Origin of the sequence: Sphingobacterium sp. 1.A.5, assembly GCF_002734235.1 — a bacterium.
GTDB lineage: Bacteria > Bacteroidota > Bacteroidia > Sphingobacteriales > Sphingobacteriaceae > Sphingobacterium > Sphingobacterium daejeonense.
Genome location: NZ_PEBA01000034.1, coordinates 89,932 through 112,181, shown reverse-complemented (window position 1 = coordinate 112,181; position 22,250 = coordinate 89,932). Strand labels below are relative to the sequence as shown.

17 protein-coding genes are annotated in these 22,250 nt (G+C 37.4%); 9 read left to right on the top strand and 8 right to left on the bottom strand.

Translation table 11 applies throughout. The annotated features are described in order from the left end of the window. Window positions 1-56 precede the first annotated feature (56 nt). The 4 genes from bamA to CRT24_RS13285 form a co-directional block, all read right to left on the bottom strand. The gene (gene bamA / locus CRT24_RS13300; protein WP_099371710.1) at window positions 57-2,630 is read right to left on the bottom strand and encodes an outer membrane protein assembly factor BamA; all 2,574 of its coding nucleotides are present in this window, start codon (window positions 2,628-2,630) and stop codon (window positions 57-59) included. A gap of 120 nt (window positions 2,631-2,750) precedes the next feature. Then, the gene (locus CRT24_RS13295; protein WP_099371709.1) at window positions 2,751-3,488 is read right to left on the bottom strand and encodes an isoprenyl transferase; all 738 of its coding nucleotides are present in this window, start codon (window positions 3,486-3,488) and stop codon (window positions 2,751-2,753) included. A gap of 198 nt (window positions 3,489-3,686) precedes the next feature. Continuing rightward, window positions 3,687-4,580, bottom strand: a complete 894-nt coding sequence (locus tag CRT24_RS13290) for an NAD kinase (RefSeq protein ID WP_306473165.1) — start codon at window positions 4,578-4,580, stop codon at window positions 3,687-3,689. A 42-nt stretch (window positions 4,581-4,622) separates the two neighbouring features. Further along, complete coding sequence (locus CRT24_RS13285) at window positions 4,623-5,285, bottom strand: CBS domain-containing protein (protein WP_099371708.1); 663 nt, start codon at window positions 5,283-5,285, stop codon at window positions 4,623-4,625. A 176-nt stretch (window positions 5,286-5,461) separates the two neighbouring features. On the opposite strand from CRT24_RS13285, the gene CRT24_RS13280 reads away from it, so the two are divergent. The 5 genes from CRT24_RS13280 to CRT24_RS13260 all read left to right on the top strand — a co-directional run bounded on the left by CRT24_RS13280 (window position 5,462) and on the right by CRT24_RS13260 (window position 13,746). Beyond that, complete coding sequence (locus CRT24_RS13280) at window positions 5,462-6,295, top strand: 1-acyl-sn-glycerol-3-phosphate acyltransferase (protein WP_099371707.1); 834 nt, start codon at window positions 5,462-5,464, stop codon at window positions 6,293-6,295. Between the two features lie 3 nt (window positions 6,296-6,298). Further along, complete coding sequence (locus CRT24_RS13275) at window positions 6,299-7,264, top strand: GNAT family N-acetyltransferase (protein ID WP_099371706.1); 966 nt, start codon at window positions 6,299-6,301, stop codon at window positions 7,262-7,264. Between the two features lie 186 nt (window positions 7,265-7,450). Beyond that, window positions 7,451-10,684, top strand: coding sequence for a SusC/RagA family TonB-linked outer membrane protein (locus CRT24_RS13270; protein WP_099371705.1), 3,234 nt, complete (start codon window positions 7,451-7,453; stop codon window positions 10,682-10,684). Window positions 10,685-10,694: 10 nt separating this feature from the next. Beyond that, on the top strand, window positions 10,695-12,212 hold the full coding sequence (locus CRT24_RS13265) for a SusD/RagB family nutrient-binding outer membrane lipoprotein (protein ID WP_099371704.1): 1,518 nt from the start codon (window positions 10,695-10,697) through the stop codon (window positions 12,210-12,212). Between the two features lie 10 nt (window positions 12,213-12,222). Further along, window positions 12,223-13,746: a DUF5689 domain-containing protein gene (locus tag CRT24_RS13260; RefSeq protein ID WP_099371703.1), complete on the top strand. Its 1,524-nt coding sequence runs from the start codon at window positions 12,223-12,225 to the stop codon at window positions 13,744-13,746. 51 nt (window positions 13,747-13,797) lie between these two features. Here CRT24_RS13260 and CRT24_RS13255 read toward each other — a convergent pair whose 3' ends face one another. From CRT24_RS13255 to CRT24_RS13245, 3 genes are read right to left on the bottom strand one after another with little or no spacing between them, the layout of a single operon-like run. Then, window positions 13,798-14,241 carry a GNAT family N-acetyltransferase gene (locus CRT24_RS13255; protein ID WP_099371702.1) on the bottom strand — a complete coding sequence of 148 codons (444 nt, stop codon included), beginning with the start codon at window positions 14,239-14,241 and terminating at the stop codon, window positions 13,798-13,800. A gap of 3 nt (window positions 14,242-14,244) precedes the next feature. Then, window positions 14,245-14,694 (bottom strand): GatB/YqeY domain-containing protein, encoded by a 450-nt coding sequence (locus CRT24_RS13250; RefSeq protein ID WP_099371701.1) that lies wholly within the window; start codon window positions 14,692-14,694, stop codon window positions 14,245-14,247. Between the two features lie 10 nt (window positions 14,695-14,704). Continuing rightward, window positions 14,705-15,466 carry an SDR family oxidoreductase gene (locus CRT24_RS13245; protein WP_099371700.1) on the bottom strand — a complete coding sequence of 254 codons (762 nt, stop codon included), beginning with the start codon at window positions 15,464-15,466 and terminating at the stop codon, window positions 14,705-14,707. Window positions 15,467-15,952: 486 nt separating this feature from the next. Between CRT24_RS13245 and dnaB the strand changes: the two genes are divergently transcribed. Continuing rightward, window positions 15,953-17,551 (top strand): replicative DNA helicase, encoded by a 1,599-nt coding sequence (dnaB, locus tag CRT24_RS13240; RefSeq protein WP_099371699.1) that lies wholly within the window; start codon window positions 15,953-15,955, stop codon window positions 17,549-17,551. Between the two features lie 132 nt (window positions 17,552-17,683). On the opposite strand, the gene CRT24_RS13235 is transcribed toward dnaB, so the two are convergent. Beyond that, window positions 17,684-18,367: a M15 family metallopeptidase gene (locus CRT24_RS13235; RefSeq protein WP_099371698.1), complete on the bottom strand. Its 684-nt coding sequence runs from the start codon at window positions 18,365-18,367 to the stop codon at window positions 17,684-17,686. 65 nt (window positions 18,368-18,432) lie between these two features. Here CRT24_RS13235 and CRT24_RS13230 point away from each other — a divergent pair, with 65 nt between their 5' ends. The 3 genes from CRT24_RS13230 to CRT24_RS13220 all read left to right on the top strand — a co-directional run bounded on the left by CRT24_RS13230 (window position 18,433) and on the right by CRT24_RS13220 (window position 22,244). Further along, window positions 18,433-19,062 carry a chloramphenicol acetyltransferase gene (locus CRT24_RS13230; RefSeq protein ID WP_099371697.1) on the top strand — a complete coding sequence of 210 codons (630 nt, stop codon included), beginning with the start codon at window positions 18,433-18,435 and terminating at the stop codon, window positions 19,060-19,062. Between the two features lie 115 nt (window positions 19,063-19,177). Beyond that, window positions 19,178-21,466, top strand: coding sequence for an ATP-dependent helicase (locus CRT24_RS13225; RefSeq protein WP_099371696.1), 2,289 nt, complete (start codon window positions 19,178-19,180; stop codon window positions 21,464-21,466). A 55-nt stretch (window positions 21,467-21,521) separates the two neighbouring features. Continuing rightward, the gene (locus tag CRT24_RS13220; RefSeq protein WP_099371695.1) at window positions 21,522-22,244 is read left to right on the top strand and encodes a DUF4290 domain-containing protein; all 723 of its coding nucleotides are present in this window, start codon (window positions 21,522-21,524) and stop codon (window positions 22,242-22,244) included. The last annotated feature ends 6 nt before the right edge of the window (window positions 22,245-22,250 follow it).

Below are 22,250 nucleotides of genomic sequence, written 5' to 3'. Positions count from 1 at the left end.
ACATATTATTTTTTTAAATTCTATGTTTAAGACAATTTAAATGTTAAAAAGTTTAATTAGAACCCGCCCATATTTTGGATAATACTGAAGGTGAAGTTTTGTTTCCACTGATCAGTAGTCAATCCAGGGATAGGATCTAAAGCATGACCATAGTCAATACCCAGCATACCAAAGATAGGTAAGAAGATACGTGCTCCAACACCAACTGTACGACGAACCTTGAACGGATTTACTTCATCAAATTTATTCCAAGTATTACCTGCTTCTGCAAAAGCCAAAGCAAATACAGTCGCTTGATCGTTCAACATAATTGGATGACGTAATTCTAGCTGATATTTAGCATAGATAGGGCTACCCGAACGAATGGCAATATTTTGTTGATTGCTACCTGTAGAAGCTGGAATCAATGCACCATTTGCATATCCACGCATCGCAATAATTTCAGAACCTTGTAAGAAGTCAAACCCTTGCATACCATCACCACCTAATTTAAAACGCTCAAATGGTGAAACAATTGTTTCTGAATTATATCTTCCCAAATAACCAAATTGCGCTTGGGCTTTCAAAACTAATTTACCTGCAATTTTAGTATACCATTGAGAGTCAAATTTCCACTTGTGGTACTCCGTAAACTTGAACTTCTCTGCATCAGGCGCAGTTTCATAGTTGATGTTGTTCCATAATGAATACGGAGGAGTCAACTGAACACTGAATTTAATGTGTGATCCTGATGTCGGGTAAATAGGAGCATCAATAGAGTTTCTGCTGATCTCTTGAGTAAAGTTAATGTTATAAGCAGTACCATCAGAGAATAAAAAGATACCACCGTAGTTATCCAATAAATAGCGTTGGTAAGATAGAGAACTATTGATTTGAAAATAGTTGTCTGGCCATTGCAAACGCTTACCTAATGTTGCGGTAACACCGTGCATCTTGATTTTTGGAATACCCTCGTAATCTTCATAACGGTTAGATTCCCAGTTATAACGTTGGTATTGTGAATTCGAAATATAAGCACTCAAACCAAAGTAAATAGGTTTTTTACCACCTAACCATGGCTCAGAGAATGAGAAACTGTAGGATTGATAACGTTTTCCTGAAGTCTGACCACGGATACTCAATTTCTGACCATCACCTCTAGGAAGTGGTTTCCAAGATTCTTTTTTGAAGAAATTGCTCGTTGAGAAGTTGTTGAAATTCAAACCCAAAGTACCGATAACCTGGCCTGCACCATAACCACCTGATAATTCAACTTGGTCGGATGGTTTTTCAGCAACTGAGAATTCAATATCCGTTGTTCCTTCTTCATAGTTCAAGTTGGTTGGCATAGGGTTAACCTTTTGCTCATCAAACATTCCTAATTGAGAAATCTCCCTAACACTTCTAACCAATAACTCTCTAGAATATTTCTGACCTGGTTTCGTATAGATAGAACGTAATACCACTCGGTCATTCGTTACATCATTTCCTTTTAAGATTACATTATTGATCGTATACTGCTTTCCTTCAAACATCTGGATGTCCAAATCGATCGTATCTTGATGGATACGTTTGATAACCGGCTGAACATTGAACGTTAAGTAACCATCATTTTGATAGATTGCTGCGATATCATCAGAGTTCCTTGTAGGACCACTCAATTTTGAGTTCAATTTTTCCTCGCTATAGATATCTCCACGTTTGATACCTAATAAGATATTCAATACAGAATCCTTGAATTTGGAGTTTCCAGACCATGTAATATCACCTACGTAATATTTAGGACCTTCATAAACATCCAAATCAATAGCTACTTCATTGTTGTCATGACGTCTCACAGTATCTTTGATAATCTGAGCATCACGGAAACCTTTATCTTGCATTTTTGCAACCAGGTTAGTTTTTGCTTCTTCGTATTTGTCATCCTTGAATTTACCAGGACCAAATACTCTGAACCATGCTCTAGGACGAACACCTTTCATGAATTTCGTAAGCTGTTTGTCGCTGAACTCTTCGTTTCCGGTAAAGTTGATGCTGTTAACTTTGATTTTTTTGTTTCTTTCTACATCTACAATTACGATTTCATTGTTTGCTTGTCCTGAATCAGGCTTAGTTGTAATCGTAATGTCTGGATATAAATAAGATTTTTCTCTTAGGAATTTTTCAATGGTAGTCTTGGTTGTAAGTAGTAAGTTATCATTAACGATTTTACCAGCGTTGGTATTTAATCGCTTACGAACTTCCTCAGTTTGAGATTTACTTAAGCCATTAATATCTACTCTTGTAAGTCTTGGTCTTTCAACAACCCTGATTTCTAAGAAGATTGTTTCCCCTTCGATCTTAGTAGCATATAACTGAACATCTTCGAACAGGTTTTGTGACATTAAGTCTTTAATTACGTTCGAGGTCTGTTCGCTAGGAACCTCTATGTATTGTCCCACCGATAATTTTGAAATCGTGATCAGTACCTCGGAATCCAGATATTTTGCTCCGGATACTGTTACTCCACCGATAACATAGTTTTTAGGGTCCAAATAACTGATGTCATCTGGATTGTTCAAATTCAAAGGCCTATTTCCTGTTATCTGAGCCTGCGCGAAATTGCAAATTAAGAGGGTGAGTAAAATAGAAAGTTTAATTATACGCTTCATTTACTTTTTATTATGTCTGCTAAAGTACAGCAAAGTCTTGTTAATTTTTGTTAAAAGAAATATTACGAATTCCTGACATTATACCTGCCGGAATCAAAATGTTGCAAAAGTAATGATTTCTTATAATTGTTCACTAGTTTTCCCAAATCTTCTTTCTCTATTTTGATATAAATAAATACATTCAAATAAAGTCTCTCTGGAGAATTCAGGCCACATCATCGGTAGGAAAAACAGCTCAGAATAAGCTATTTGCCATAACATATAGTTGCTTATGCGCTCTTCACCGCTGGTTCTGATCAATAAATCAGGGTCGGGAAGATCATAGGTATAGAGATTTTTGCTGAATAAGTCTTCGTTAATATCCTCTAGAGAAATTTCACCTTTTTTAACTTTTTCAGCAATAGATTTTGTAGCATCCAAGATCTCTTGGCGCGATCCATAGCTCAATGCTAATGTCAATGTGCAACCTGTATTGTTCTTGGTTTGTTCAATGGTTGACTGTAAAGTTACTTGGCAATGCCCTGGAAGATCAGACATTCTGCCAATGCTGTTCACGCGAATATTATTCTCTTGAAAGGTTGGTAATTCTTGGTTTAATGAGTTTACTAATAGCTCCATCAGGGCGTCAACTTCAAATTGAGGTCGGTTCCAATTTTCAGTTGAAAAAGCATAAAGGGTAAGATAGGAAAGACCAATCTCAACGGAAGCCTCTAATGCTTCCCGAACGGCAGTAACACCATTTTTGTGGCCAAATACTCGAAGTTCTCCCTTCTCTTTTGCCCACCGGCCGTTACCATCCATGATAATCGCAATATGCTGGGGTAATCTAGTTTTATCTATTTTATCTTTAAAACTCATTAGATAATATGAAATTAATGCATTGAATATTTATTAACCGTCATCAACTCAAAATATGATTTCAAAGGCATCTGCTGAAAAATGAAACGGTTAAATAAATGATATGGTACCAATACTTATAGAATTTATCGTAAAGATAAGGCTTTTAAAGAAATCCCAATATAAAAATTATGGATTATAGCTGTTTGCACATTAAAATTAATAATTGCGAACATCGATACCCCATAGTAATTTCTCCCTCAAAATACCAAAATATTGATCGTTCTGAAGACGGATTAAATTAATGCTGAAAGGAGCTTTAGTGATGGTAAGGCTTGTTTTTGTGCTTAATGTGTGACTTTTTGAATCACAGCTTAGAATGTACTTTTCAGTACGGCTTTCTATTTCAAGACGCAAAGTCATATTTTCATTAACAACAATAGGCCTTACGTTCAAGTTGTGAGGAGAAATTGGAGTAATAACAAAATTTCCACTTCCAGGCATAATGATAGGCCCACCACAGCTCAATGAATATGCTGTAGAACCAGTAGGGGTGGCTATTATTAAGCCATCTGCCCAATAAGAGTTCAACAGCTCATCATCTAAAACTGCATGCACTGTGATCATTGCCGAAGAATCTGATCTGAAAACAGTGATGTCATTTAAAGCAAAATCCTCACCTTTAATAAAAGTTCCATCAGAACTCTCTACCTGTAATAAAGCTCTTTTTTGGATCTGATAATTATTAGATAAGATTTGGTCCAAAGCATCTTCAATATGATTCTTGGAAATATTGGCCAAAAATCCCAAACGACCAAAATTTATCCCGGCCAAAGGAATGCCTGAGTCTTTAATTAAAGTTGCTGCCGAAAGCATGGTGCCATCACCGCCCAAACTAAGCATAAATGCAATGTCACTAGGCAGATCTTTATGTGACTTGAATTTTTTAAAGGTAAAATCTAGTTTGCACAATCGCTTAAGAAAGCTGTGGAAGTCATGATGGATATAAACATTAACATTTCTTTCACGCAGATAGGTGAACAGCTCAACAACGTATCCGATAACGGATTGATTAAACTCTCGACCGTATACTGCTATGGACAGCTCTTTCATGCTTTAAATAATATTTTGCGCAAAGATGGGAATTTCTAGGTATTAAATATTCAAATAATTCATCAAAAGGTTATAACGCTCTTGAATGTCATTTTGGTCTGATCCATCATTAAAAGTAGCTTTCACAACATAATCATGGCGCCATAAAGAAGCTAAAACCGATGAAATATTGTTTTTGTTTACTTTTATGGTTAACTCAACCTTGGTCGAATTCTCAATAGGATGAATCCCTGTACTTAATATCTTGGTGTTTTCAGACTCTATAATATGAGCTACATGGGTCAGGCTATTATCTCTATCTTCCATTTCAAGTACAATGATAGCACCTTTATCTTGATTGGATAAGGTTTGGTTTATCGATCTCAATAAATCCTTCTGAGTAATAACTCCCACATATTCCTTTTGCTTGTTGACAATGGGCAACAAATCAAATTGGTAAGTTTCTAGATATTGTAGAGCATCATATATATGTTGATAGTCATATAAGTAAATGAAAGGAAAAGTGAATTTCATTTCTTTGATTAATGTATCTTCATCTTCTACAGATAGCAAGTCTTCCTCGGTGATCAATCCCAAATATTCCTTTCCTTTGACTACTGGCAGTTGATGAAAATGGAGCTCATTGACTTTGTCCAACGTAGCAGAAACCGAATCGTTCGGGTGAACTTCGGTATAAAGCGTTGATATGTTTTCTCCGATATACATGATTCCTTTTATTTATTAAACTACAATAAACAAAAAACGTTTAATTTTAGTTTAATTATCCCTTAATTGCTAAGGTAACGAAAATATTAAATTTGATATAAATAAAAAGATGTTTTACTCATCTTAAAACTAATTATGTAATTTTACACAACTTTTATTAAAGAGTAGTATAGTATATGGGCTTACTAGAGCAAGATAAGTTTATTGAAATCAGGGAAGTAATACGTAAGAAAAGTCCAGGTTTAGCCAAATGGATACCTAAGCCATTAATGAGTTATTTAAAGAGAACCTTGCACGAAGACGAGATTAATTACATCATGACTACGTATCATGATGATATGGGCTTAGACTTTGTGGACTCATTGCTGAAAGAGCTTCAGGTAAATGTGCATTTAGAAGGAGCGGAAAATATTCCTCTTGAAGATAGTGTCATCTTTGCTTCAAATCACCCACTAGGCGGAATGGATGGAGTAGCATTTATGCAGGTAATTGGCAAATATCGTAAAGATGTCAAGTTCTTGGTAAATGATATCCTTATGAATGTCCGTAACCTTGAACCTCTATTCGTACCTGTGAACAAAATCGGTGGACAAAGTAAATCGGGGATCGCTGCAATTGAAAATGCTTATGCATCTGATCATGCCTTACTTGTATTCCCAGCAGGACTTGTGTCTAGAAAGATTAATGGAAAAGTTGTTGACCTTGAATGGAAAAAAAGCTTTATCAGCAAAGCAAAAAAATATAAAAAAGATATTGTTCCTGTTTATATTGAGGGCAGAAATTCAAACTTCTTTTATAATCTAGCAAGAATAAGACAGAAATTAGGGTTGAAAGCAAATATTGAAATGTTATATTTACCCGATGAGTTGTTCTCACAAAGAGGTAAAGATATAACAATCAGAATTGGGAAGAAAATTCCTTTTACCCATTTCGACACCAGTAAAAACGAGCGTCAATGGGCTGCTGAAGTAAAAGATGTGGTTTATGCCATGGCCGATGGTAAAAAATAATTTATGCAAGAAATAATTCAACCGGTAGATAGAGATCTAATTAAGAAAGAACTTACTAAGGAGGCTTTCGTACGCTATACCAACAATGGTAGCAACGAGGTATACCTAGTAAATTATCATACCGCACCAAATATCATGCGTGAGATTGGTAGATTAAGGGAACTGACTTTTAGAGGTGCTGGTGGCGGTACAGGATTGCCATTAGATATCGATGAAAATGATACTTCCGAACACAATTACGACCAATTAATCGCATGGAACCCTGAAGATGAAGAAATAATCGCAGGATACAGAGTAATAAAATGTGACCAAGCTGCTGACAATAATGGTGAACTCCATTTGTCAACCGCTCACTATTTCGATTTTACAGAACAATTTAAAAAAGACTTCCTTCCTTATACTATAGAATTAGGAAGATCCTGGGTGCAGCCTAAATACCAACCAGCAATAGATAATAGAAAGGGTATTTTTTCTCTGGACAATTTATGGGATGGATTAGGTGCATTGGTACTTTTAAACCCCGATGTGAAATATCTTTTCGGAAAAGTAACCATGTATCCGCATTATAACCCCGAAGCAAGAGATTTATTAATCTATTTCATGAATCACTATTTCCCGGATAAAGATAATTTGGTTCATCCTGTGGAGGATTTATATTTAGGTTATAAAACGGATATCTCGAAATACGAAGGGATTTTTGATGGACTTGAATACAAAGAAGGTTACAAAGTATTGAACACTAGAATTAGAGAATTGGATGAAAATATTCCACCTTTAATCAATACGTATATGAACCTTTCTCCAACTATGAGAGTATTTGGTACTGCCCAAAATAATGAGTTTGGGGAAGTGGAAGAAACAGGTATTATGATTACTCTGGATGATATCTATCCCGCCAAAAAAGAACGCCATATGTCAACATTTGAAAGAGACAGACATTATGGACAACGACCGGTGAAAACCAGATAGAATTAAATAATTCAACATAGCGAAGAGCGACATTAATTAAAATGTCGCTCTTTTTTCTTTTGCACACAATAAATTTCCCTTAACACAATATTAACCATTTATTATCAATTTACCAACATTTATTTAATCGTAATATTATCCATTAAGATTAAATTTGTCGCAATAGTTAAGTAAATAATCTAATAAATGAGTAAAACTTCAATGAAATTTTGCGTGCCTTTGCTTGCTCTCTTGCTAAATGCAAATGGGGAAAGCTTGGCATCCAGCCACTTGCCTTACCTCCAAGTGGTTCAAAAAGATCAGCAATTGATCGATATTCGACTAACTGTTGTTGACAAATCATCTGGTGAACCTATCGAAGGGGTAAATATAATGGTAGGAAATAGACAAATAGGATCTACGAATGCCAGTGGGGTATTTCAAAAGGAAGTAATTAAAGGTACAGAAATATCCTTCAAAAGAATAGGATATGCACAGTCTTCAATTAAGGCAAATAAAAATAACATCAGAGTAGAATTGTCTCCTCTTGACGAATCAATAGATGAAGTTGTAGTTACCGCTTTAGGAATTAAACGAGATGAAAAAGCTCTAGGCTATTCAACTACAACGGTTAAAGGAGAACAACTAACTGAAGCTTTATCCAGTAATTGGATGGATGCGTTATCAGGAAAAGTAGCGGGTTTGAACCTGATGCGTTCAAATGCAGGTCCTGTTGGAACCACCAAAATCATACTTCGTGGGGAAAACAATATTACAGGTGAGAATGAAGCTCTGATTATTGTAGATGGAGTAATGGTGAATGGTGGCTCTGGCCGGAGGTCTGCCTTGGATTCTGATAATGCATATGGTGTGAGTTCCGAAAATATGCCTGTCGATTATGGCTCAGGAATGGATGATATCAATCCTGAAGATATTGAGACCATTACTGTGCTTAAAGGGCCGGGTGCTGCTGCTCTATATGGACAGCGCGCAGCAAATGGTGCAATCGTCATTACTACTAAATCTGGCTCTAAAAAAGATAAAGGGATAGGCGTAACGGTAAATTCCAATGTCTCTTTTGAAAGCATGAATAGATCTCCAGCATTGCAATACGAGTATGGGCAAGGATTGGGTGGTTCTGCGCATTATTCTTATGGACCCTCAGAAGATGGGCATAGCACTGCAGGAACAAGTTCTGCATATGGTCCAAAATTCGATGGTCAAAAATTCTTTCAGTACGATCCCAAAACGCAAACTGTAGGACTAGAACGAACACCATGGAGAGCATATTCAGGAAAAAATGGTGTTAATGCTTTTTTTGATGTGGGTAGAACATATACCAATTCCGTAAGTATTGACGGTAGCACCGACAAAACAACAGCGAGATTTTCAGCCACAAATGTCCAAAACAAATGGATTGTGCCTAATACAGGCTATAAACGGAATACTTTTGCAATTTCAGTGAATTCAAGAGTTTCTGATAAACTCCAGATCAACACAAAGGTGAATTATAATAACCGTTGGAGTGATAATTTGCCGGGATCAGGCTATGGAAACCAATCTCTGATGTATTGGTATATCTTTTGGCAGCCAAGTTCGGACATCAATGGTCTAAAAGACTATTGGGTTAAAGGAAAAGAAAATGAACGAATCAAATATCCTTTTAGTTCATATCCTGAAAATCCTTATGCCATTGTCAATGAATTCATCAATTCAAACAATCGCCATGTAATTACAGGTAATGCGCAAACAACATATCAATTCAGTAAAGAATTAAGTCTGCTATTGAGGGCATCTATGGATTTGTCTACTGAGAATAGATTTCAAAATAGGCCATATGATGCTGGATCAAGATTGCCAGAAGGTAGCCATAGAACTCAAGCCATTTTTGGAAAAGAAACGAATGCAGATTTTTTATTGCGCTATCAAAAGGAAATTAACAAAGACTTCGATTTTTCTATCACTGCTGGAGGGGCTACATTGGCAAATGAATATAGAAGAGATGAGCTGGCATCTGATGGACTTACCTTTCCTGGAGAGTTCAACCATAGCAATTCGAAATATGGAGTAAGAAGTAAGCAGAGAATAGAAAAATTTGAAACCAATTCCTTTTATGGTTTGATGACTGCTGCTTACCGAGAATTTCTTTTTTTGGATGCAACAGCGCGGATGGATTGGACAAGTACTTTGCATTCTTCTGCATTTCCTGATAAAAAGGTCAACTTTTTTTACCCTTCATTAAATGGGTCTTTTGTGATTTCGGAAATCGCAAATCTGCCAGAGATAATCTCCTTTGCAAAAATTAGAGCTTCCATTGCAGGAACTGGTTCCGGTGCACAAACACCATACTTAACGAATTTTACCTACCAGGTTGGAAATCCACTTATCGGTGGTTCATTGACAAACCCGCACCTATTAGTCAATCCATTGTTGAAACCATTGAAAACTAACTCATTGGAATTCGGGGCTGATATTAGACTGTTCAAAAATAAAGTCAATTTAGATGTTTCCGTATATAAAGCAAATTCATTCAATCAACATCTAAGAAGAATAGTGGATGCATCTTCTGGGGTGAATAGATTTATCATGAATGTCGGTGAAGTTCAAAATACCGGACTTGAAATAGCATTGAATACCAATCAGATCAAAAATGCTAATTTCAGCTGGTCATCGCTGGTCACTTATACCGCCAACAGAAATAAAATACTTGAGCTATCCGATAGTTCAATTGTTATCCAAGCAAGATCCATAGGATTAGGTCAAATCATTGGACATGTCGGAGGAAGTATGGGCGATATGTTTGGTCTGGGATATTTGCGTGCCCCAGATGGACAAATCATCTATGATGAAAGAACAGGTTATGCAAAACTAACCAACTATTTAATTCCTTTAGGAAATAATTACCCAAAAGGAAAGTTAAGTTTTGGAAATACCTTCAATTATAGAGGCCTAAAATTAAACCTATTGTTTGATACCCAATGGGGTGGAGTAGCTCATTCGCTCACTCATTATAAATTGGCAGAACAAGGTAAAACAAGAAATACCTTGCCTGGAAGATATAGCGGAATTATAGGAAACGGAGTATTGCAAAATCCGGATGGAACATTCCGCAAGAACGATGTCATCGCGACAAATATCGATCAATATTACCGTTCTCACTTTGGACCCGACAACGCAGAAGGAAACGTCTTCCCAACTGACTTCCTGAAATTCCGTGAAGCTAGGTTGGACTATACCCTTAGTAAAAAACTAACTCAAAAAATCAACGTAAATAGAGCAACAGTGGGTATTTATGGGCGTGACCTATTTATCTGGACTAAATGGCCCGCATTCGACCCTGAATTCGGAACGCTCGATGGCCCCGATGTGGTTAAAGGATTTGAAATCGCTCAGTTCCCTTCAACTAGAACATTCGGCTTTAATTTAATCGTTGGATTTTAATTATAATATCATGAAACTAAAAATTTTACTTCTAACATTAGCTTCACTCATCATATTCAGTTCTTGCCAAAAAGGATTTGATAAACTGAATATAGACCCAACAGGATCAAAGGATGGTTATCCAAATCAGTTTATGTCAAGTGCATTGGTAAAAACTGTGGGGTACAATATGCAAAGGAATAGAACCTTCAATAATGAACTCATGCAGGTAACTGTAAACATGAGTGATGGTGAAGGTCGGGTCTTTCGTTATGATATCAGAAGAAACTGGTCTGATTATACTTGGAATAGCCATTACTTGAACATGTCTAATTACAAAGACATGTACAGTAAATCAACACGAGGTGAAAATGTCAATAAATCTTATCAAGGTATTTCGCTTGTACTCCAATCCTGGACATACTCCATATTAACGGATACCTATGGTGATATTCCTTATTCTGGGTCAATCCTTGGTCGAGACTCATTGAATTTTGAACCGCAATTTGATCCACAATTTGAAATCTATAAAGACATATTTGACAAATTAGATACAGCCAACGCTTATTTGGCAACTAATCAGGCAATTGATCCTACTCATGATCCTGTTTACAGTGGAAATGTCAATAACTGGCGAAGATTTAGTAATTCACTATACCTAAGACTATTGTTGCGTGTTGTCCACAAAGAGGAAATAAAGGAATTTGCTACTCAAAAGATCCAAGAGATTTTGGAGACAAAAAAGGCAGAATATCCCATAATATCAAAAAATGAAGAATCCGCTATTTTAAGATGGACTGGGAATGGAGCTTATATATCACCATTTATGCTTACACGGGTACAAGATTTCCGTGCGGTCGCGATAGCAGAATTTTTTATTGATTTCTTAAGAGATTCCAATGATCCCAGGCTTAACATCCCAGAATATGGTACCGGCAATGTAAATAGATTGGGAATTGCACCAATAAGTGGAAGCTATACAGGTGTGCCTAGCGGATATGAGCCAGGAAATGAAGATGTTACAAAAATGTCGTATTTCTATTCTGCTGATCAACAGGGAGGGGTAAATAGTCTGCAGAAGGAGCCTCTCACTGGGATGATGTTGAACTTCTCAGAAGTGGAATTTATTAAAGCTGAAGCCATCCTTAAAGGAATAATTAAGGGAAATGTTCGAGAAACCTTTTATAGCGGGGTAGAGTCATGCATCAGACTATGGTTGCCAAATTGGAAAGGCAATGCTCAATCCCATTTAGTTGCTTCTGACATCGATTGGAATGATAGCGAGAATATAGAACAGAAAATGGAAAGATTGCACAGACAGAAATATTATGCCTTGTTTATGGTCGACAACCAACAATGGTTTGAACATAGAAGAACAGGTCACCCAATCTTACCAAAAGGGAAAGGACTGTCAAACAACGGTGAAATGCCAGCAAGAATGACTTATCCTGTATATGTACAATCTACTAATTCCAAGAATTATAGAGCCGCTATTGAAAGGCAAGGTCCTGATGAAATGAATACTAAAGTCTGGTGGCAAAAACCATAAATAATTTCTAATGAAAAATATATTATTAAAAATAACCTTTGCAATCCTTTTGATCAGTTCAATCATTGGGTGTGTAAAAACAAATTATCCCGGCGGAGTCGTAAGTCCATATATTGGTTTATATGATGTCAGGACTATATTCAAAGGCAAGCCTGTTCAACTAAATGTCCAATCTCTTGGAGGTTCCTCCAAGATTGCTGTCACTGTGATTTCAGATCATCAAGCAGATAATCTGCCCAAAGATTTGTTGATCGTACAAGATAAACGGAGACTAAATTTTAATCGCGGGATTGCTATAAATATTGGTTCAGATGCCAAGACTTACGTACCTGGTGATTCCTTGATAATTGATATTGAAGGCTCAACCCTAGATCGAGTAGATGGAATCCTTCAGATAAAGAATATAACCAACAATAAAATTAGTAAAGTAGCTTCTGACAGACCTGTTGCAGTGACATTGACGAATACAGCAAGAATAGCAGCGAATCCTGACCATTTTGAAAGTACGTTGGTAGCACTTGTAAAAGCAGGCGTTGGATATACGCCAAAAGAAGGACAGGTCATTTCTGGAGATTTTGAAATAAATGATGGTTTCGGAACAATCAATGTGCAAACTGACCCTAATTCTCCTATTGCTAAATTGCCGCAGTTGAGAATGGCTAATTATTTTGGGATCATCTTTACCAAAAAAGATGGTGACAAATTATTGCCGTATCATAGGTTGAGAAGCAGTAAGGATTTGATAGAATTGAAATCTGTTTACAAAACTCCAAAGGTAATCATTACTGGATGGATGAATGATCCTGCAGGTTCTGACTCCAACCATGAATATATGCAATTTATGGCGACTGAAGATATTGACTTTTCCAAAACACCCATGTCCGTTGTAACCAATAACAACGCAACACGGGCAAGACCTACAGGTGTGCCTCAAAAAGGTTGGGCAACAGGGGGAATGAGAACATATAAGTTCGATTTAACAAAAGGTAAAGTTCAGAAAGGAAAGCTTTTTTACGTGGGAGGATCAAATAAGCTGATCAACGGTAATGGATCTACTAGTATCAAAGAAGCTAATTGGATTCAATCCTACGATTACTCTAAGAATAACGGATTTGACTTTGGTAATAGAACTTCAAACCTGTTAGCAAATAGTGGATTTGCGTACGGAATTGCAATTTTTGAAGGAACTAAAATAGATGATAAATCAATTCCTGAAGACGTGGTTTTTGTAGCGACAGGTGGAAGTCTGTATGCAGATAATAAAGGATACAGAATTGCTAATACGGATGTATACGATATTATCAATCCTTTGACTTTAGAGGAGCAGCCGTTCTACAGAAGTGGAACCAATACAAATGCACATACCTATAATACTCCGGCAAACCTCGGACATTTTAATTATATGGGTGGAGAATACAACCTCACATTGGGAAGATGGACGAAAGTAAGAGTGAAACATAACCCGATCCTTACTAAACAATCATTATTGTCAGAGATTGAAGAGCCAGAGTTCTTAACTAAGCTAGTAGAATAGACCAATCATAACAAAAACGAAAACCCGTCAATTTCTGACGGGTTTTCGTTTTTAATATAAAGCCATTTCTAAGTGAGGAATATCATCCTCCAAGTAAACATCGCTTTCTATTATAAAGCCAAAATTTGAATAGAATCGTTTGAGATATTCCTGGGCGCTAATTCTAATAGGAACTTCTGGAAACTCATTCTTCAAATACTCAATCGCACGCTCCATAAGTTCTTGACCATACTTATGCTGTCTATGATCAGCATGGACAACCACTCTTCCAATCGAACTGCAATTAGGGTAGGAGACATTAGGAGGCAAAAGCCTAGCGTAAGCTAAACATTGGTCTTTGTCAACCAAATAAAGGTGCTGGCCTTTCAAGTCTTTATCATCACATTCCGGATATAGACAATCTTGCTCCAACATAAAAACATTGATCCTTAATTGCAAAATTTTATAGAGCTCCAAGGAACTCAGATCTGAAAAGGATTTAATCCTCCATTCCATATCTTAACTCAATAATGATTTTACAACCTCCGAAATCGTTCTCCCATCTGCTTGACCAGCCAATTTTTGATTTGCTGCACCCATTACTTTTCCCATATCTTTAATGGAAGAAGCTCCAGTTTCTGCAATAATTCCTTTTACTACATTTTCAATCGCATCACGATCTAATTGTTTAGGTAGGAATTCCTCAATTACTTCCAATTCTTCAATCTCGATCGTGTAAAGGTCTTTTCTGTCTTGTTGCTGATAGATCTCAGCAGATTCTTTGCGTTGTTTTGCTAGTTTTTGCAAGACCTTGATTTCGCCGTCCTCAGTTAGTTGTTCTGCATGGCCTTTCTCGGTATTAGCTAATAGTATTGCAGCTTTGATAGCACGCAATCCACGTAATCTTACATTGTCTTTAGCGATCATCGCCGCTTTAATATCTTGATTGATTTTTGCTTCTAATGACATCTTATTTTATTTATTTTCTAATTACTAATGTTCCGTTTGCTTGTGCTGTTGGCATAACCAACAAGTCATTTATATTAACATGTTTTGGTCTCGAAAGGACAAAGGAAACAATTTCTGCAATATCTTGTCCAGTAAGCGGAGTCAATCCATGATAAACACTTTTTGCTCTATCCTTATCCCCATGAAATCGTACCTCTGAAAATTCTGTTTCAACCATACCCGGGTCAATGCTGGTCACTTTGATGCCTTTTGACAGCAAGTCAATTCGCATTGCCTTGGTCAAAGCATCTACAGCATGTTTCGTAGCACAATAGACATTTCCATTAGGATAAACCTCTTTCCCTGCTATTGAACCAAGGTTGATGATGTGAGCTTGTTCACTGCCAGCCATCATTGGAATTACATATTTGGTCACATAAAGCAACCCTTTTACATTTGTGTCAATCATCCGGTCCCAATCTCCGATCTGACCGTCTTGAATCGCATCTAAACCCTGACTCAGACCTGCGTTATTGATCAGAATGTCAATGTTCTTCCATTCTTCAGGCAAGTTTGACAAGGTAGTTTCCACTTCTTCAGAATTCCGAACATCCAATTTAAAAGTATGGATCTCAGAATTCGGATTGATTGTTTTTATCTTTTGCGTCAACTCTTCCAGTTTCTCAACCCTTCTGGCACAAAGCAAAAACCTATATTTATTTTCTTTAGCCAATTCTAGGGCACAAGATTCTCCAATACCCGAGCTAGCACCTGTGATTAAAACTGTCCTCATTATTTTTTAGTTATTTTAATTTTTACACCTCACTTATTGATAAATTTTCAATAAGATTTACCGCTTGATGTAATGTTTGACTTTCAACAAAGATACAACAAAGTGACTAGAATTTTTTGTCATTCGGGAACCTGTTGTGAACCTAAAGAATACTTAAAGTGGCTTAACTCGTTGACTATGAATATTTGAGATGAATTGATGTCAAAACAACCCTTTTAAATATGCTTCGGGTAGGTTATTCACAATGGTCAATCTTATCCACATTCCTCTAAATTACTGATTCTGAATGCTTAAATTTATTTGTTAACAGGTTCTTCACAATCATTGTTAATTATTAGTCCCTGTTTTTCAACCGCTATAGCATGATTGTTGGAGCACCTAATTTTGACTGTTAAAAACTTGATGGCAGGGCAGCTTTTATTTTTATTACATTTGTTACCCTATCCTTGAAAAACAAGGTGAATCAAGCCGAGAAATATTTTTAGTATGTCTTTAGAAAACGAATTTACAAACAATGCGTCAGGGCAACCTAGTCGTGCAAACTTCAACAAAAAAAGAACGAGCTTAAACAACTTGGTCTCCGGACTGGGTAAGCTCCCTCCACAGGCTTTGGACTTGGAAGAAGCCGTGTTGGGTGCTCTTATGTTGGAAAAAAATGCGCTTAGTGAAGTCATCGACATCCTTAAGCCAGATTCATTCTATAAAGAAGCACACCAAAAAATATTCCAGGCAATCTATAACCTTTTCCAAAAAACATCTCCAATAGATATCTTGACTGTTGTCGCTGAATTGCGTCAAATGGGATCCTTGGAAATGGTAGGAGGAGCTTATTATATTACACAATTGACAGATCGTGTAGTATCTGCAGCTAATATTGAATACCACGCACGTATAATTTCCCAAAAATATATCCAAAGAGAACTGATAAAAGTATCAACCGAGATTATCAACTCATCCTATGATGAAACATCTGATATCTTCGACCTATTGGACCATGCCGAAAAATCATTGTTTGATATTGCCCAAAACAACTTGAGAAGAGATTCAAGAAAAATGGACGATATCATGCGAGAAGCAATTTCTTCATTGGAACTGCTACGTGACAAAACCGACGGATTAACAGGTATCCCTTCGGGTCTGACAGCCTTAGATCGTATGACATCTGGTTGGCAACCTTCCGATTTGGTCATCATTGCGGCTCGTCCTGCGATGGGTAAAACAGCATTCGTACTTTCCGTAGCAAGGAATGCTGCGGTAGACCACGATAAACCCGTGGCAGTATTCTCTCTGGAGATGTCATCTGTACAGTTGGTTAATCGTCTAATCGCTGGTGAAACCGAAATCGAACAAGAGAAACTCAAAAAAGGAAACCTTGCTGACCATGAGTGGCAACAATTGCACTCTAGAATCGGTCGGTTGACGGAAGCTCCTTTGATCATTGATGATACCCCGGCATTAAACGTCTTCGAATTCCGTGCGAAATGTAGACGTCTAAAAGCGCAATACGATATCCAAATGGTCATTGTCGATTACTTGCAGTTGATGCACGGTAAAGGTGACGGAAAAGGTGGGGGTGGTAACCGTGAGCAAGAGATCGGTAGTATCTCACGTGCGCTGAAGTCAGTAGCAAAAGAATTGAATATACCTGTGCTTGCCCTTTCACAGTTGAGCCGTGCCGTTGAATCTAGACCTGGAAACAGTAAAAGACCAATGTTGTCCGACCTTCGTGAATCTGGATCTATTGAGCAGGATGCCGATATGGTACTTTTCTTATATCGTCCAGAATACTATGGACTTCTAGAAGATGAAGAAGGTAGATCAACAGTAGGTGTGGGAGAAGTAATTATCGCAAAACACCGTAACGGTGAGACCGGTATCGTACCGTTAAGGTTCGTAGGTAAGTATGTGAAGTTCGTAGACCTGGAAGATGATTTCTCAGGAATGAGCAACGAAGGCGGAAGCTTTAATGACTTTGGCGGAGGAATGGGAAGTGCCATTCAGCCTTCAGGAAACTTCGGCAATTTCGGCGGTGGAATTACAATGCCTTCCAGAATGAATGATATGCCGGATGATGCACCGTTTTAATAGTATTTAGTAGAAAGTATTTAGACCGGTTTATGGTTAGATATTGAACACCAAAGGATATAGCGGACAATTGTCCGCTTTTTTTATCTATTTAGCATTCTGAAGTAAGAATCTAATCCATTTCATATTTTATCACTTCACATCAAAATCAAAGTATTGATCCTTGAAGGGTTCATTTTTCAATGTATAGTGCCACCATTCTTCTTCTATCGCTTTGAAACCATGTTTTTCCATAATGTTGCGTAAGACCTTTCGATTGTTCCTTTGTTCTTCGTTAAGATTTTTATAATCATGATGAGAGGGCTCTCCGAAAAAGTCGAAACCAGTACCCATGTCGAGTTCTGTTTTGTCATCTAGCTTTATTATTGTAAGGTCGATCGTGCTGCCTCGACTATGACCAGACTTCTCAGCAATATATCCAAGCTTAAACAAATCTCTTTTGTCAACATTTGGATAAAACTCTTGTTTTGCCAAGGTGTCAGCAATGTCCAATGCCCATGCCTTAAAATTATTTACCGCTTTTTGTGGTCTGTAAGCATCAAAAACTTTTATTCCTAATCCTTTACTATTAAGTTCTTTCTGTATAGCCATCATTGCTTTTGCTGCTTCTTTTGTGATATAAACTCTCACAGCATCATATCCATCCACCGGCCGGCCCAAAAAATTATGACTTCCGTGATAACGTAGGTCTATTTCCATATTGGGTATGGACGTTTTGAGGTCAACAAATGAAGCAGGAATTTCTTTTTGAACAGCACAGGAAAATAGAAAAACGGAAATAAGAACTGCCTTAAGAAATAGAATATGTTTTGTCATATTTAGGATTATTAGATTTTACGATAGTAGAAAATTAAAGATATTTTAGGATTTTTGAATCAATAATGAGAAAGAAAATAGATCTACAGAGTTGGCCAAGGAAAGAACATTTTGAGTTCTTTTCAAAATTTTCTGAACCCTTCCATGGAATTACCGTTGAACTGGACCTGACGACAGCCTATTCTCAGGCGAAGAAAAAATCACAATCTTTTTTTCTGTACTATTTGTACAGAGCCTTGAAAACAATGAATGAAATGGAGCAGTTCAGGCTCAGGATAGAGGATGGTGAGCCTTATCTGTATGATCAAGTGCATGTTTCCAGTACAGTTTTGCGTCCTGATGGAACCTTCGGATTCTCTTATATAGATTATAATGATGATGAAAATTTGTTCTTGGAAGATGCAAAGAAGGAAATCGAAAAAGTACAGAACTCTTCTGGACTTTATTTGGAAGGGGCAAGGATTAATGAAGTTCATTGTTCTGCCTTGCCTTGGGTAAATTTCACGTCACTTTCGCATGCACGGAGTTTTGATTATCCTGATTCTTGCCCAAAAATCTCCTTCGGAAAGTTGATGGATAAAGATGGAAAAAAGACGATGTCGATCTCTTTGCATGTGCACCATGCCTTGGTCGATGGGCTTCATGTAGGTAGGTTTATGGAGCGTTACCAAGCGCTTCTGAATGCCCTGAGCTAACATTCTGCTATCTTCTTGTCACTGTGGATAAAAGTTCTAGTATAGTACGTCTATTTTTATTAAATTTGAGTCCCCATTTTTGAGGCATTACAAAAGATAAATTTAGGAGAGCATTTTGGATTTTTTAGCAGGACTGAACCCCTCACAACGAGCCGCAGTTGAACAGACAGAAGGTCCAGTAATGATTGTTGCTGGTGCAGGATCTGGAAAAACGCGGGTAATTACCTATAGAGTAGCCCATTTAATACAAAAAGGAGTAGATCCTTTCAATATATTGGTGTTGACCTTTACAAATAAGGCCGCAAAAGAAATGCGTGAGCGTATCATGAAAGTGGTAGGCTCTGAAGCCAAGAATATTTGGATGGGAACATTCCACTCTGTCTTTGCGCGTATTTTGAGAGTTGAAGCTGAACTTTTGGGATACCCCAAAAATTTCACCATCTATGATACCGATGATACCAAAAGCTTGCTGAGAGCAATTATTAAAGAATTAAACCTGGACGACAAGCTCTATAATGCAAACCACGTTTATGGTAGAATATCTTCGGCAAAAAACAACCTTATTTCTCCACAAGAATACAATAAGAACGAGGCAATACTTGCTGAGGATAATGCTAATGGCCGAGGACAATTAGGACAAATCTATATGACCTATGCACAACGATGTTACCGTGCGGGTGCGATGGACTTTGATGATCTCCTGTTCAAAACCAATGTGCTATTGAATAAATACCCTGATGTATTGCATAAATATCAGCACCAGTTTAAATACCTAATGGTAGATGAGTACCAGGATACAAACTTTTCACAATACTTGATCGTCAAGAGATTGGCAGCAGTCAATGAAAATATTTGTGTAGTAGGTGATGATGCTCAAAGTATCTATGCCTTCCGTGGTGCCAACATCCAGAATATCTTGAACTTCCAAAAAGATTATCCAGATGTTAAGGTGTTCAAATTGGAACAAAACTATCGTTCGACCAAAACAATCGTTAATGCTGCAAATAGTATTATCGCAAATAATAAAAACCAATTCGAGAAGAATGTATTTTCCGATAATGAGGATGGTGAAAAAATAAAAGTAAGCCGTGCATTTTCTGATAACGAAGAAGGAAAGATTGTTGCAGAAGCGATTTCTCAAGAAAAATCACTCAAGAGTCTAAAGTATAAGGACTTTGCAATCCTTTACCGTACCAATGCCCAATCGAGGTCCTTGGAGGAAGCATTGAGAAAAATTAACATCCCATATAAGCTTTACGGTGGAACTTCGTTTTATCAACGTAAGGAAATTAAAGATTTAATTGCTTATTTTAGGCTGACATTTAATCCTAATGACGAGGAAGCACTGAAAAGAGTGATCAATTATCCTCGCCGCGGAATAGGTGATACAACTGTTGAGCGTATTATGGTTGCAGCAGACCAACAACAAGTGAGGTTGTGGGATGTAGTAGCAAACGCGCAAATGTTCCTTGACGGAAGAAGTGCTGCATCTGTGTCCAATTTTGGATTGATGATCCAAAGTTTCCAAGCAACAGCAAAAACTAATACTGCATTTGATACCGCAATGCACATTGCTCAACATTCCGGAATCCTGAAAGATCTGTATGAAGATAAGTCGGTCGAAGGATTGGCTCGTTACGAAAATATCCAGGAATTGTTGAACGGTATCAAGGAGTTCTCTGAAAGAGAAGACTTGGAAGAGAAAGGTTTGGATATCTTTATGCAGGATATCGCCCTGTTGACTAATGATGACAACGATAAGGATCCAAATGCTGATACAGTCTCATTGATGACCATTCACTCTTCAAAAGGATTGGAGTTTCCGGTGGTTCATATTGTGGGATTGGAGGAAAACTTGTTTCCATCGCAGCTATCCTTAAATTCAAGGTCAGAACTGGAGGAGGAACGTCGGTTGTTCTACGTTGCTGTGACACGTGCAGAAAAAAAATTGCATCTATCTTATGCAACATCAAGATACCGTTGGGGTACTTTGAACAACTGTGAGCCAAGTCGTTTCTTGGATGAACTGAACCCTAGTTGTTTGGACCTAGACTTCAAACCTCGGAGCTCAGCAATGCCGGATGATGATTTCGGATCAGAAAGGGTTCAATGGCAACGGAAAGAAAACAGCAATCCTTCGGGCGATGTTTTCTCAAAACCAAAGCCGAAAGTAGTGAAGACAACTTCGATCTTGCCAAAAGCCCATGTACCGAGCCCTGGATTCGCTCCATCGGATACATCAGGCCTACAAGTAGGAATGGAAGTAGAACATGAACGCTTCGGATTTGGTAAAGTCATTAACTTAGAAGGTAATAAACCCGACATAAAAGCAACTATTTTTTTCAAAGAGTTGGGACAGAAGCAATTGTTGCTTAAATTTGCGAAGCTTAGAATAGTAAATTAAACCCAATTAACATTACATATTTAACACCTATATAGGGTTAGAGCAAAAAAAACATATGATTTTTGATTATAACAGCACTAGACCAAAGTTGATTTTGGCTGAATATGGCCGAAATGTACAGAATATGGTTGACTATATCTGCACACTGTCAGATAGAGAAGAAAGAAACCGTTTGGCTCAGGTGGTCATTGATATGATGGGTGTATTGAACCCACATCTTCGTGATGTATCTGATTTTAAACATAAACTTTGGGACCATCTATACATTATCTCAGATTTTAAAATTGATGTGGATTCTCCATATCCTATTCCTACAAAAGAAAATATTCATCACAAACCTGAACCCTTGAATTATCCTACGCATAATATCAGGTTCAAGCATTATGGCCACACGGTGGAAGACATGATCAAGAAAACATTGAACATATCTAACCCAGAAGCTAAATTGAAGATGACCCTAAGTATTGCCAACTTCATGAAAATGGCATACCTAACTTGGAACAAGGATACAGTTTCCGATGATCAGATCCTCCAGGACCTTCGTACATTGTCTAATGGCGAATTAGCATTGCCATCGGATACAGTACTGACCAAGCTTGATTTCAAAACCCCGCCTCCAGGGAATCGTGTTAAAACCTCAGGTAGTAGCAACAATAATCAGCAGCAAAACAAGTCGCAAAACAACTACAACAACAAGAGGAACAACAACAATAACAACAATAACAAGAGACCCTCGAACAATAACAACAATAACAGACAAAAGAAAAGTTATAAATAAGACCTC

Excerpts from the sequence above, each read along its gene's own strand:
- CRT24_RS13220 (WP_099371695.1), top strand. The coding sequence starts at position 21,522 with ATGATTTTTGATTATAACAGCACTAGACCAAAGTTGATTTTGGCTGAA.
- CRT24_RS13270 (WP_099371705.1), top strand. The coding sequence starts at position 7,451 with ATGAGTAAAACTTCAATGAAATTTTGCGTGCCTTTGCTTGCTCTCTTG.
- CRT24_RS13285 (WP_099371708.1), bottom strand. The coding sequence starts at position 5,285 with ATGTATATCGGAGAAAACATATCAACGCTTTATACCGAAGTTCACCCG.
- CRT24_RS13245 (WP_099371700.1), bottom strand. The coding sequence starts at position 15,466 with ATGAGGACAGTTTTAATCACAGGTGCTAGCTCGGGTATTGGAGAATCT.
- CRT24_RS13290 (WP_306473165.1), bottom strand. The coding sequence starts at position 4,580 with ATGAAAGAGCTGTCCATAGCAGTATACGGTCGAGAGTTTAATCAATCC.
- dnaB (WP_099371699.1), top strand. The coding sequence starts at position 15,953 with ATGTCTTTAGAAAACGAATTTACAAACAATGCGTCAGGGCAACCTAGT.
- CRT24_RS13265 (WP_099371704.1), top strand. The coding sequence starts at position 10,695 with ATGAAACTAAAAATTTTACTTCTAACATTAGCTTCACTCATCATATTC.
- CRT24_RS13295 (WP_099371709.1), bottom strand. The coding sequence starts at position 3,488 with ATGAGTTTTAAAGATAAAATAGATAAAACTAGATTACCCCAGCATATT.
- CRT24_RS13250 (WP_099371701.1), bottom strand. The coding sequence starts at position 14,694 with ATGTCATTAGAAGCAAAAATCAATCAAGATATTAAAGCGGCGATGATC.
- CRT24_RS13280 (WP_099371707.1), top strand. The coding sequence starts at position 5,462 with ATGGGCTTACTAGAGCAAGATAAGTTTATTGAAATCAGGGAAGTAATA.
- CRT24_RS13230 (WP_099371697.1), top strand. The coding sequence starts at position 18,433 with ATGAGAAAGAAAATAGATCTACAGAGTTGGCCAAGGAAAGAACATTTT.
- CRT24_RS13235 (WP_099371698.1), bottom strand. The coding sequence starts at position 18,367 with ATGACAAAACATATTCTATTTCTTAAGGCAGTTCTTATTTCCGTTTTT.
- CRT24_RS13255 (WP_099371702.1), bottom strand. The coding sequence starts at position 14,241 with ATGGAATGGAGGATTAAATCCTTTTCAGATCTGAGTTCCTTGGAGCTC.
- CRT24_RS13275 (WP_099371706.1), top strand. The coding sequence starts at position 6,299 with ATGCAAGAAATAATTCAACCGGTAGATAGAGATCTAATTAAGAAAGAA.
- bamA (WP_099371710.1), bottom strand. The coding sequence starts at position 2,630 with ATGAAGCGTATAATTAAACTTTCTATTTTACTCACCCTCTTAATTTGC.
- CRT24_RS13260 (WP_099371703.1), top strand. The coding sequence starts at position 12,223 with ATGAAAAATATATTATTAAAAATAACCTTTGCAATCCTTTTGATCAGT.